The organism is Georgenia sp. Z1491 (genome assembly GCF_057652395.1).
In genome coordinates this window covers 1,707,732-1,719,871 of the sequence record NZ_CM172729.1, presented here as the reverse complement: position 1 = coordinate 1,719,871, position 12,140 = coordinate 1,707,732, and the positions used below count along the sequence as shown (strand labels likewise).

At 74.8% G+C, this 12,140-nt stretch carries 9 protein-coding genes; 2 read left to right on the top strand and 7 right to left on the bottom strand.

The window, feature by feature from the left end; genetic code table 11:
- Positions 1 to 17: 17 nt before the first annotated feature.
- The 4 genes from AC24HA_RS08075 to AC24HA_RS08060 all read right to left on the bottom strand — a co-directional run bounded on the left by AC24HA_RS08075 (position 18) and on the right by AC24HA_RS08060 (position 4,249).
- The gene (locus AC24HA_RS08075) at positions 18 to 899 is read right to left on the bottom strand and encodes an anti-sigma factor (protein ID WP_425709109.1); all 882 of its coding nucleotides are present in this window, start codon (positions 897 to 899) and stop codon (positions 18 to 20) included.
- 14 nt (positions 900 to 913) lie between these two features.
- On the bottom strand, positions 914 to 1,489 hold the full coding sequence (gene sigK, locus AC24HA_RS08070) for an ECF RNA polymerase sigma factor SigK (RefSeq protein ID WP_425709110.1): 576 nt from the start codon (positions 1,487 to 1,489) through the stop codon (positions 914 to 916).
- 79 nt (positions 1,490 to 1,568) lie between these two features.
- Complete coding sequence (locus AC24HA_RS08065) at positions 1,569 to 2,339, bottom strand: vitamin K epoxide reductase family protein (RefSeq protein ID WP_425709111.1); 771 nt, start codon at positions 2,337 to 2,339, stop codon at positions 1,569 to 1,571.
- A 53-nt stretch (positions 2,340 to 2,392) separates the two neighbouring features.
- A complete protein-coding gene (locus AC24HA_RS08060; protein ID WP_425709112.1) occupies positions 2,393 to 4,249 on the bottom strand; it encodes a metallophosphoesterase family protein in 1,857 nt (618 codons plus the stop codon).
- A gap of 137 nt (positions 4,250 to 4,386) precedes the next feature.
- Here AC24HA_RS08060 and AC24HA_RS08055 point away from each other — a divergent pair, with 137 nt between their 5' ends.
- Together AC24HA_RS08055 and AC24HA_RS08050 are read left to right on the top strand one after the other, a co-directional pair.
- Positions 4,387 to 5,868 (top strand): glutamate-cysteine ligase family protein, encoded by a 1,482-nt coding sequence (locus AC24HA_RS08055; protein ID WP_425709113.1) that lies wholly within the window; start codon positions 4,387 to 4,389, stop codon positions 5,866 to 5,868.
- Positions 5,869 to 5,948: 80 nt separating this feature from the next.
- On the top strand, positions 5,949 to 7,205 hold the full coding sequence (locus AC24HA_RS08050) for an amidohydrolase (protein WP_425709114.1): 1,257 nt from the start codon (positions 5,949 to 5,951) through the stop codon (positions 7,203 to 7,205).
- 97 nt (positions 7,206 to 7,302) lie between these two features.
- Here AC24HA_RS08050 and AC24HA_RS08045 read toward each other — a convergent pair whose 3' ends face one another.
- Genes AC24HA_RS08045 through AC24HA_RS08035 form a run of 3 tightly spaced genes read right to left on the bottom strand, consistent with a single transcriptional unit; the run spans position 7,303 to position 12,025 of the window.
- The gene (locus AC24HA_RS08045) at positions 7,303 to 8,244 is read right to left on the bottom strand and encodes an NAD-dependent epimerase/dehydratase family protein (RefSeq protein ID WP_487563621.1); all 942 of its coding nucleotides are present in this window, start codon (positions 8,242 to 8,244) and stop codon (positions 7,303 to 7,305) included.
- 29 nt (positions 8,245 to 8,273) lie between these two features.
- A complete protein-coding gene (locus AC24HA_RS08040) occupies positions 8,274 to 10,994 on the bottom strand; it encodes an alpha/beta fold hydrolase (protein WP_425709116.1) in 2,721 nt (906 codons plus the stop codon).
- Positions 10,991 to 12,025 carry a 3-oxoacyl-ACP synthase III gene (locus AC24HA_RS08035; protein ID WP_425709117.1) on the bottom strand — a complete coding sequence of 345 codons (1,035 nt, stop codon included), beginning with the start codon at positions 12,023 to 12,025 and terminating at the stop codon, positions 10,991 to 10,993. The genes AC24HA_RS08040 and AC24HA_RS08035 overlap by 4 nt, the downstream gene beginning before the upstream one ends.
- Positions 12,026 to 12,140 lie beyond the last annotated feature (115 nt).

Genomic DNA, 12,140 nt, shown 5'->3' with positions numbered 1-12,140 from the left:
CCGGCTCGCGGCCGGCCCTACCCGCCCGCGAGGGTGACGATCGGGTCGCTCGTGGGGCCGTCCGACCCGCCGGCGGGCTCGACAGTCACACCGAGGACGTCCCCGCCTGCGAGCTGCGGGAGCTCGGCCCTGGCGCGACCGTCGTGCGCCGTGAGGACGCCCGCCGACTCCGCGCCCGCCGCATCGATCACCCACAGCTGGTAGTCGCGGTCCTCGCCGAGCTCCGGCAGTCCACCGGCGACGAACACCGCCTCGCCGTCGCCGAGCACCGCGGCCGCGGTCCCGCCACCGGCCACCTCGGCGACCACGAGCTCGCTGCCCGGGCGGGCGAGCAGGTCGTGGATCGCCGCGATCTCCTGCTGCGTCTCCTCCGCGCGCCGGTACTGCTGCACGGCCACGGTCCCGGTCACGGCGATCGCGAGGACCGCGGCGGCGGCCACCAGCACGCGGGGCCAGCGACGGCTGCGGCGGGCCGCGCCGACCTCGTCGACGGCTTCGGCCGGCTTCCCGACGCGGCCGAGTGAGTCAACCGTTCCGCCGACGCCGTCGGCAGCGGCGCCCCCGAGCCCGCCCGCGGCACCGGCGCCGTCGACGTCGGTGCCGGGACCCTCGTCGGGGCCCGCACGGCGTTCCTGCGGCGTCCGCGCGACCGCCCCGAGCACGCGGGCACGCATCCCCTCCGGCGGGGCGATCGCACCACCCTCGGCCAGCAGGGCCGCCGTCTCCCGCAGCGCGCGGGCCTCAGCGGCGAGCTCGGGGTCCTCCCGCACCGCACGCTCGACACGCGCACGCTCGGCGTCGTCGACCGCGTCGAGCGCCCAGGCGTGCAGCAGGGCGTCGACCTCGGCCCGCTCGTGAGCCGCGTCGTCCCGCCCGCGCCGCGACGGGTCGTCGTCCATCGGCCTCCCCTCCATCACGCCACCCCCAGGCAGGTCCGCAGCCGCGCGAGGCCGTCCCGGATCCTCGACTTCACGGTCGGCAGCGCCGCCCCGAGGTCGTGGGCGACCTCCCGGTAGGTGCGTCCACCGAAGTAGGCGCGCTCCACGGCGTCGCGTTGCACGTCGGTCAGCGTCCCGAGGCACGAGACGAGCCGCTCGCGATCGCTGGAGCGCTCGACGCTCTCGCTCACGTCGTCGTAGGGCCGTCCGTAGCCCCGCACGCCCGCGACCTCGTCCCGGTCCCGCTGCGCCTGGACGGCGCGTACCCGGTCGATCGCACGACGGTGAGCCATGGTCGCGATCCACGCCGGCACGCTCCCCCTGGAGGGGTCGAAGCGGTGGGGCCTGGTCCACACCTCGATCATCACCTCCTGGGTGACCTCCGCGGCCAGGTCAGGGTCGCGCAGGACCCGCACGCACGTGCCGTGGACCATCGGCGCGGTCGCGTCGTACAGATCGGCGAACGCCGCCTCGTCACCGGTCGCGACCCTGGCCACGAGGTCGGCGAGCCGGCGCGCGCGGTCCGCGCGGCTCGTGGTCGTACCGGTCATGAGCGGCTCCTCGGAGCTGGGTCGGCAGGCGTCGTCGGCGGGGGTTCGGAGCCGACGGTCCGCCGGACTGCCCCGGCGCTCAGCGCGCCATCAGCATCCACTGGTCCCAGAAGTGGACCAGTGCGTACAGGACGATCGCCGCGTAGAGCACGCCGGTGATGATCCACCGGTCGAGGACGAGCGTACGCGTCAGCCGCTCCCCCAGCCGTAGGTGGCCCGCCTGGGCCGCCCGGGCGGGGACGTGGACGATGACGGGGATGATCGCCGCCCAGACCACGAGACAGTAGGGGCACAGCGCCCGGATCTCGTAGAACGCCGTGTAGACGAAGAACACGAGCGCGACGAGGGCGAAGGCCGCCCCGGCGGTCAGCAGCCACCAGAACCAGCGCCCGAGGCGCCCGCCGGAGAGCAGGATCAGTCCGGTCGCCAGCAGCGCGCCGAAGGCGGCCGTCCCGAGGAGTGCGTTCGAGATGCCGAGGGCGTGCGCCTGCCAGGTCGACAGGAACGTGCCGCAGCCGATGAGCGGGTTGATGTCGCAGCCGAGCGCCGCGCCCGGGTCGGCCGCGACGATGAGCTCGGAGCGGACGAGCTCGATCGAGGCCCACAGGCCCGCGAGCCCGGCGAGCACGAGCAGGATCGACAGCTCGCGCGGTGCGCCTCCGGCCCTCTCGTGCTCGCTCGGCTCCGCGCGGTCGACGACGTCCTCCCAGCCGTCGTCGTCCGTGTGCTCGTCGAGCGCCGCGTCGCGGTCGTCGTGCGGGACATGCTCGTCGAGCTCGGCATCGACGACATCGGCCCCACGGTCGGGGGTCGGGTCGTCGGGACGACGGCGGGGGGTTCGTCGGGTCACGCGTTCAGTATGACTGCCGGCGCGGGCGGGCACGGTTCGCGGTCGCGACCGGGTCAGCCGCCGTCCGGGCCCTCGTCCGCCCCGTCAGCACCCTCGTCCGCGCCATCAGTACCCTCGTCCGCGCCGTCGGTGGGCGGCGGCCCCTCCGAGGGCACCTCGTCGCCGAACCCGCTCGGGCTCTCCCCCGGACCGCCGGAGCGGCTCTCGGGGTCCACCTCGTCGCCGTCGATGTCCACCTTGGGAATGGGCAGTGCGTCGGGCATCTCCTGCCACTGCCCCACACCGACGGTCGCGTCCGGCTCGAGGACGATCCTCCGGTAGCGCAGGGCATCGCCCGTCTCGGAGTCGAACTCGATCTGCCCCATCGGCGCCGGCTCCCGGACGGCCCCGAGGGTGGGCACACCCTGGCCCTGCCCGCCGGCCGCGCCCTCGACCCAGCGCACGCCCAGCCCGTCGATCTCGGGGCCCACGTGGGTGTGGATGTGGCCGGATAGCGTGAGCGGGACGCATCCTGTCCAGGCCACGCGGCGCCCGCCGAAGGCGTCGTGGAGGACGGCCAGGTCGACCGGGTCGCCGTCGGCCAGGGCCTCGCAGGAGTCCTCGCCGATCCGAAGGGCCGTCTCCTCCCAGGTCTCGGCGCGCTCCTGGACGGTGGGCTGGTCGAGCGTGGTGATCCGCGGGTCGGTGTCGCCGATGATCCGCAGGCCGGCGACCTCGATGATCGACCCGTCGAGCACGGTCCAGCCGGCCCGCCGCATCTGGTCGACGGTGACGATCGAGTCGTGGTTGCCGGCCGCCACGACGTAGGTGGCCTCGTCGGGCATCGAGCTGTCGATCGCGTCGACGCAGAACTGCTCGATGGCGGTGCCCGCGATGGTCGTGTCCCCGCCGTCGACGACGAGGTCGGCCTCGACGAGCTCCGCGGCGTGGCCCACGACCTCGGCCGCGCCGACGTTGCAGTGCACGTCCGTGTAGAACATCGCGGTCGTCACGTTCTCGGGCCGTTCGCCGTCGGGCCCGGTCGACCACCTGCCGGCCTCCTCGAGACCTGCCTCGAGAGACGCGCGGGCCTCCCCGGCGAACTCGGTGTTGCCGTCGTAGAAGAGGCGGATGGTCGGGCCGTACGCCTGGAGCAGATCGCCGAGCCGGCCGGAGATCGTCGCCTCCTCGAGCGGGGTGCCCCGGAAGGACGCGATGGTCACGCCGGGCGGCGCATCGTTCCGGGTCGCCGGGACGATCGCGGCGAGCAGCCCGACGGCGACGGCGCACGCGACCAGGGAGCCGACGACCGGCCGGTCGGTCACCAGGCGGAACGACCGCGACCAGGTCCCGTGCAGGCCGGTGTGGACGGCGGCGACGGCCGTCAGCGCGACGGCCGCGATCAGCGTCGAGCGGGCCAGCACGTCGTCGATCAGTGCGCGGGTGGGTTCCGCGAACGCGGCGTCCGGGTAGGCCAGCAGGCGGGCGTAGGACTCCGCGTCGGCGAGCAGCCCCGGGACGAGGCCGCCCTCCACGCCGACCGTCGCGTCCGCCGGGAGCTCCTTGACGACCGCAGTGACGCCGAGCTCGGCGGGCAGCGGCGAGTCGAGCACGACGTTGCCGGCAGGCCCCAGGTCGATGGTGAGGTCGGAGTCGAGGGTGATCTCGACGTCCGCGCGGTGCGGTCCCACCGTGGTGGTCACGTGCGCCGTCGCGACCCCGACGACGGCGGACCCCACGGCCACGAGGAGGACGACGACGCCGATGACCCACCACGGCATCCGGCGGTGCAGGACCCGGCCCCGGCGAACGGCGGGCTGCGCGGTCACGTCGAGGGAGTCGTCGGTCTCCGCCTCCGCCTCGACGCGTGCGGGATCGGGACCGGGTTCGGACGGTGACCGGCGTGCGGGATCCACGTCGTCCGAGGTCATCGCTGCAGTGTACGGGCGGCGCGGGCACACCCGAGGACCGGGGCGGACCCGGCCCACGACCGACGCGGTCCGACCGGATGCCGGGCGCGCACGAGGTCGGACGCGCGCGGCGCCGCCCCGGGTGCGAGCATCTGGTCATGGGACGCGAGATCACGCAGACGAGCTACTCCGGCGCGGACCGGACCCGGTACCGCGCGAAGGTCGCGCAGTGCCTCGACGCGCTCGAGGTCATGCTCGCGCGCGGCCACTTCGCGGAGGACGTCTCGAGCACCGGCCTGGAGATCGAGCTCGCCCTCGTCACCGGCGACGGAGCCCCCGCGAGCACCAACGCCGAGGTCCTGGCCGGGATCGCGGACCCGAGCTACCAGAGCGAGCTGGGGAAGTACACGATCGAGCTCAACGTCGAGCCACGGGTGCTGTCCGGCACCACGCTCGCCGACCTCGAGACGGACGTGCGGGACACGCTCAACCACGCCCGCGACCGCGCCCGCGAGCTCGGCGTCGACATCGTCATGACCGGCATCCTGCCCACGCTGGGCCCCGAGCACGCCGAGCGGGACTGGATCTCCGACGACGACCGGTACCTCGCGCTCGACGCCGCCATCCGGATGGCGCGCCACGAGGAGATCACGCTGGAGATCGCCGGCCCGGAACCCCTGTCCGCCACGTTCGAGTCGATCGCCGTGGAGTCCGTGTGCACGTCGACCCAGCTGCACCTCCAGGTGCGCCCCGAGCAGTTCGCGCGCTACTGGAACTCCGCCCAGCTCCTGGCGGGCCCCCAGCTCGTGCTCGGAGCCAACTCCCCCCTGCTGTTCGGCCACAAGCTGTGGGCCGAGACCCGACCGGTGGTGTTCCTCCAGGCCACCGACACCCGAGCGCCGGAGCTGCGGCACCAGGGCGTGCGGCCCATCGTCACGTTCGGCGAACGCTGGATCACCTCGATCTTCGACCTGTTCGAGGAGAACGTCCGCTACTACCCGGCCCTGCTGCCGGAGACCACCGACGCCGACCCGTTCGAGGTCCTCGCCGCCGGCGGCACCCCCACGCTCGACGAGCTCACGCTGCACAACGGCACCGTCTACCGCTGGAACCGCCCGATCTACGCCGTCTCTGGCGGACGACCGCACGTCCGGGTGGAGAACCGCGTGCTGCCGGCCGGACCGACGGTCGTCGACACGGTGGCCAACGCGGCGTTCTTCTACGGCGCCGTCGAGGCCCTCGTGCGCGAGGACCGGCCCACCTGGACGCGGATGCCGTTCTCCGCCGCCCGCGACAACTTCGAGGCCGCGGCGCGGCACGGGATCGACGCGCGGCTCAGCTGGCCGGGCGAGCTCGAGATCGACGCGCTCGAGCTGATCGAGGGCATCCTGCTACCGATGGCACGCTCCGGGCTCGCGAGCCTCGGCGTGGACAAGGACGTGGCCGACCACTACCTGGGGATCATCGCCCAGCGGGTGGAGCGCCGGCAGAACGGGGCGTCCTGGCAGGTCGCAGCGGTGGACGCCTACGAGTCCGGCGGCGTGACCCGCCAGGTGGCGATCGGCCGGATGCTCCTCGACTATCGCCGGAACATGGACACCAACACCCCCGTGGCGCTCTGGCCGGTGCCGGAGCCGTAGCGCCGGTCCGTGCTCGGCGCCCCGGGCACGGCCGCGGCACCGACCGTCGACGCCGCCGTGCCGGTGGGATGATCGGTGGCATGACCTCGATCAGCCCCTTCTTCCCCGTCCCCACCGCCGACCGCCCCGGTGCGTCCGTCGCACTCGTGGGAGGCCTCGTGCGCCCGGTCGCGAGCGCCGACGTGCCCGACGGCGTCGTGCTCGTCTCGGACGGCGTCATCACCGCCGTCGGACCGGTCGGCTCGGTGACGATCCCCGACGGCGTCGAACGGGTCGACACCACCGGCCAGGTCGTCCTGCCCGGCTTCGTCGAGTCCCACGCCCACCTCGGCGTCTCCGAGGAGGGGCGGGGCTGGGCCGGCAACGACGTCAACGAGATGACCGGCCCCAACCAGGCCGGCGTCCGTGCGATCGACGCCATCGACATCGACGAGGAGGGCTTCCGCGACGCCCTCGCCGGGGGCGTGACGACCGCCGTGGTCAAGCCCGGCTCCGGCAACCCGATCGGCGGCCAGACCGTCGCCATCAAGACCTGGGGCGGGCGCACCGTCGACGAGCAGGTCATCTCCGACGCCGTCTCCGTGAAGTCGGCCCTCGGCGAGAACCCCAAGCGCGTCTACGGCGAGCAGAAGGTCACCCCGTCGACCCGCCTCGGCGTCGCGAAGATCATCCGGGAGGCGTTCACCGCCGCGCAGAACTATGCCGCGCGCCGCGCCCACGCCGCGACCGAGGGCAAGCCGTTCGACCGGGACGTGACGATGGAGGCCCTCGCCGCCGTCCTCGACGGGACGCTGGCCTGGGACCAGCACTCCCACCGGCACGACGACCTCGCGACCGCCGTGCGCCTGGCCGACGAGTTCGGCTACCGGCTCGTCCTCAACCACGGCACGGAGGCCCACAAGATCGCCGACGTCCTCGCCGAGCGGGACATCCCCGTCATCTACGGTCCGATGATCACCAGCCGGTCGAAGGTCGAGATCGTCGACCGGGCCACCCCGCACCTCGCGCAGATCGCGGGCGCGGGCGTCCGCGTCGCCATCACCACCGACCACCCGGTGGTGCCGATCAACCTCCTCGTCCTGCAGGCCAGCCTCGCCGTGAAGGACGGTCTCGACCCGCGCACCGCGATCGAGGCGCTGACGACGAACCCGGCCGCGTTCCTGCGCCTCGACACCCGCGTGGGCGCGCTGGAGGCCGGGCGCGACGGCGACGTGGTCGTGTGGAGCGGCGACCCGCTCGACACCACCGCGCACGTGGAGCGCACCTTCATCGCGGGCCGCGAGGTCTACAGCCGCGCGGGCGGGGTGGTCGAGCGGTCCGAGCGCTTCGCGGACTGACGGCGGCGACGAGCCGGTCAGGCGCGTCGGGCGGCGCTCAGGCGCGTCGGGCGTGCGCGGCGCTCAGGTGCGTCGGGCGTCGGGCGTCGGGCGGCGCTCAGGCGCGTCGGGCGTGCGCGGCGAGGCGCGCCAGGCCCTCGTCGATGCTGACGGCCGGCCGCCACCGGAGCTCGGCTCGGGTCCGTCGCTGGTCGAACCAGTGCGCCGTCGAGAGCTGCTCGGCGAGGAAGCGCGTCATCGGTGGTTCGTCGGGACCCGGGCGTACCGCCCAGAGGGTCTCCACGACCGTGCCCGCCGCGCGAGCCAGCACCGCGGGCACGCGCCACGCGGGCGGCGCCACACCGGCCGCGAGACAGATCCCGGCCAGGAGGTCACCCACCGGCCGGGGCTCGCCGTTGGTGACGACGAACGCCTGACCGTGGACGTCCTCGGCACGGTCGAGGGCGGCCACGAGGGCGTCGGCGGCGTTGTCGACGTACACCGAGTCGATGAGCGCCGCACCCTGGTCGAGCAGCGGGAGCCGACCCGCCCGGGCTCGCTCGACGATCCGTCCGACGAGCTGGGTGTCCCCCGGTCCCCACACGAGGTGCGGTCGTACCGCCACGACGGCGAGGCCCGGGCCGTCGGCCGCGAGCGCGAGCCGCTCGGCCGCCGCCTTGGTGCGCGCGTAGTGGCCGCGTGCGAGCCCGGGCTCGGCCGGACCGGCGCCCGCACCGACGAGGGCGTCCCCGATGTGCGCGACGGACGGCGAGGAGACGTGGACGAACCGGGTCACGCCCGCCGCCCCCGCCGCGGCCAGCAGGCGGCGCGTCCCCTCGACGTTGACCTGCTCGTAGTCCCGGCGCGGTCCGCTGACCGAGACCTTGGCGGCGAGGTGGACGACGGCGTCGCGCCCCTCGGCGGCGCGACGCACCGCCTCGTCGTCGGTGAGGGACCCGAGCGAGTCGGCCGCGCCGGCGACCCCGGCGGGCCGGCGCTGGAACGTGCGCACGTCGTGGCCGGCCGCCACGAGCCGCTCGGCCGTGGCCCGGCCGAGCATGCCGCTGGCGCCGGTGACGAGGACGCGGCTCACGGCGCGCCCATCCGTCCGCCGCCCAGCGCACGCTCGGCCCACCGCCCGATCCTTGCGCGCTCCACCTTCGCGTTGTGCCGCACGTCGGTGGGGAGCTCGGGGACCCTGAGCACCGCAGCGACGTCGCGGCCGCACCTCGCCCCGACGGCGGAGCGCACGGCCCGCGTGAGTCCGGGCGTGGCGAGCGAAGGTTGAGCGGCGGACCGCGGGTCGACCTGCGGGTCGGTCTCGAGGACGACGACCACCTGCTGCGCCCCGTCCGGGCCGACGCCGACCGCGGCCGCGCGACGCACGCCCCGCACGGCCTGTGCGGCGTGCTCGATCGCCACGGGCGTCACGACGCCGTGAGCCGTGCGGACGACGTGCCCGAGGCGCCCCTCGATCCACAGGCGTCCGGCGGAGTCGAGGTGCCCGACGTCGCCGGTGCGGTGCCAGCCCGGGTGGTCGGCGCTCGCGGCCTGGGTGGCCCACAGGCGGTCGTAGGTGCGCTTGAGGTGCGGACCGGTGACGAGGACCTCTCCGGTGACGCCGGGGGCCGACGTCGCCTCGCCGGTGGCCCGGCCGTCGGCGTCGAGCCCGGCGATCCGGACCCGTGCCCCGCTCGCGGGTAGGCCCACGCACGTCCCCCCGCCCGCACCGACGACCAGGTCCTCTCGGGCGGCGTCGTCGGCCGCGGCACGGATGCCGTCGAGGTCGATGTCGGTGACCGGGAGCATCTCCGTCATGCCGTACGGGGTGTGCGCGGCGGCCGCGGGCATGATGCGGCCCACCTCGGCGAGCAGCTCGGGCGCGATCGGGGCGCCGGCGGAGAGGAAGAGTCCCACGCGTGCGAGCGCACCGCGACGTTCGTCGTCGAGCTCGTCGGCCGTCCGGAGCACGTTGACCAGCGCCGACGGCGACGTGAAGACCGCAGTGGCCTCGCCCGCGGCGACCGCGTCGGCCAGGGCCGAGGCCGTGAGCGTGGCCGGCGCGGTGACGTCCATGTCCGGCGTGACCGCGAGCGAGCCCAGGGCGGTGCCGATGAGGGCGAACGGCGCGAAGCCTGCCACGAACGAGGATCCGGGGCCGAGGTCGTAGGTCGCGGCAAGCGCGTCCCGCATGGCGGCGAGGCGGCGGTGGCTGTAGACGACCCCCTTGGCGGGGCCGGTCGAGCCGGAGGTGAACAGGATCGCGGCGTCGTCGTCCGGGTCCGGACCCGCGGGCGGGGTCGCGCCGGTCCGCTCGAGGTGCGCGCCACGTGCGACGAGGTCGTCGACGGTGGTCTCCGCACCGAGGGCACGTGCCCGCGCCTGTCCGGGCGCGGCGGCGACGCGGCGGCCCGGCCAGCGCAGGAGCCGCGCGCCGACCAGTCCGCGCTCGATGCCGACGACGACGCTCGGGTCGGCGCCGCGCAGCGCCCGGCTCATGCCGCGCAGGCCGAGCCCCTGGTCGGCGAGGACGACGACGGCGCCCAGGCGCAGGCAGGCGAACAGCGCGGTGGTGAGCTCGACCCCCGGCGTGATGAGCAGGCTGACGCGTTGCCCCGGCCGGACGCCGAGGTCGTGGAGCCCGAGGGCCAGGTGGCGGGCCCGCGCGGCGAGCTCGCGCCAGCTCACCGTGTCGGTGCCGTCGGCGGACAGTGCGACCACGGCGGCGGCGTCGCTGTCGGCGTTGTCCTCGAGGACCGCGCTGAGCGGGCGGTAGGGGGCCGGTCGGTCCGCGGCGGTGGGTCCCTCGGTGGCGCCCGCGTCGGGTGTGCGTCCCTCGGTGGCGCCCGCGTCGGGTGTGCGTCCGCCGGCCCGGTGCCGGGGTCCGTGCGTCTCGTCCGTGTCGGCGAAGGTCTCGCCCAACCAACGCACGACGGTGCCGGCGACGTCGGCGTCCTCGGGCAGCAGGTGGCCCGCTCCCTCGAACCGGTGGACGTCGGCGTGCGGCAGGCGGGCGAGCAGGTCGCGCAGGTAGCGTTCCAGGAACACGGGGTCTCGCGGTCCCCACATCACGAGCGCCGGCACGTGCAGCCGTGCGGTGCCCTCGGCGATCCGGGCGAGCGCGGGGTGGCTCGGGTGGTCGGGGGACGCGGGGATGTCGGCGACGAAGTCGGCGATCGCGCGCCGGTCGGCGGCGCGGCGGTAGGGCGCGCGGTAGGCGCGGCGGACGTCCGTCGTCAGCCCGGGACCGGCCAGGGCGAGCGTGGCGTCGAGAAAGGCGGTGGTCCCGCTCGTGGCCCATCCGTGCACCGCCGGGTGACCGGCCAGGCGAAGCAGCCCGGGGATCGGCGTGGCGCCGTCGTGGTGGACGGCGGTGTTCATGACCACGACCCCGGCGAGCAGCTCGGGGTGCTCGGTGGCCCACCCCAGCGAGACGACCCCGCCCCAGTCGTGCCCAACGGTGACGACCGGCGCGGTCAGACCGAGCTGGTCGGTGAGTGCGCCGAGGTCCGCCACGCGCTCGGCCAGGCGTCGCCGACGCCCGTCCCGCGGCGAGTACCCCATGCCGGGCTGATCCACGGCGATCACCCGCCACCCGGCGCCGGCCCCCGCGTGCAGGAGTTCCCGCCACAGGTAGGACCAGGTGGGGTTCCCGTGGACGGCGAGCAGCGTCCCGCGCGCCGGTGCGACGAGGTCCGCCTCGTTGTCGAGCAGGTGCCAGGTGGTCGGCCGGTCTCGGCCGCCGGCCACGGTGACGTGGCGGCTCCACCGCTGGTCGAGGCCGGACAGACCCGGCGGCGGGCCCGTCACCAGGCGAGCTCGAGCATGGCGGTGTTGAGGCCGGAGCCCACGCCCATGCACAGCACGCGGTCGCCCGTCTCGAGGCTCTCGGCCTGGGCGGCCAGGGTCATCGGCAGGGAGGCCGGCCCGACGTTGCCCCAGTGGGAGAAGGTGATCGGCACGCGGTCGGCGGGCAGGTCGATCGCATCGATGACCGCCCTGGTGTAGGGGGTGGAGATCTGGTGCGTGACGTAGCGGTCCATGTCGGTCCAGTCGAAGCCGGCACCGTTGTGGGCCTCCCGCCAGGCGTCCGTCACGAGGGCGAGCCCGCCGTCGAGCAGACCCTTCGTGTCGGTGAACATCCCGTCGAGGTCCCCCACGCACAGCTCGTGGTGCTCGGTGCCGGCGCGGCTCACGCCCCCGACCACGCGGTGGCTGCCGGGGTGCCGCCCCGCGGGACCGAGCACGGCTGCCGCGGCGCCGGCGCCCAGCGTGAGGGACGCGAACTCGCGGCTGTAGTCCTCGCGCGTGGCGTCGGACCGGCCGAGCCGCTCGATCGTCGTCCGCTGCGTCTCGCGCGGATCCTCGCTGTTGACGATGACGGCGTACTCGATCTGGCCGGAGTCGATCATGGTGGCGGCCAGCATCATTCCGTTGACGAACCCGAGGCACGCGTTCGCGAGGTCGAAGTTCAGCGCCGAGCTCGGCAGCGACAGCCCGTGGTGGATCCGGACCGCGACCGAGGGCTCGAGGTGGGTGCGGGTGACCGAGGTGTTGACGAGGAGCCCGACCCGCGACGCGTCGACGCCGGCGTCCGCGAGTGCCTTCGCGCCGGCCTCGATCGCCGGGTCGTCGAACCTCGTGCCGGGCTCCCACCAGCGCCGTTCGACCACGCCGGAGACACGCTCGAGCATGTGGTCCGGGATGCGCAGGCGCCGGCGCGTGTCGGCCAGCCGGTCCTCGAAATCGGTCGACGGCACCCGCACCGGGGCCTCGATGTGCGTCACCGACAGCACCGCGGTGTCGCGGTACCGAAAGCTCGCATTTCCTACGTCCGTCACCTCCCAAACCTAATCGGGCACCGCCGGTCCCGCAGGTCGGACCGCTCTCGGCGAACACCGCTTGCGCCGGCGCGGGCGGTGCGCCAGGTATCCGGCGTGTCACCGGGGCGCATCG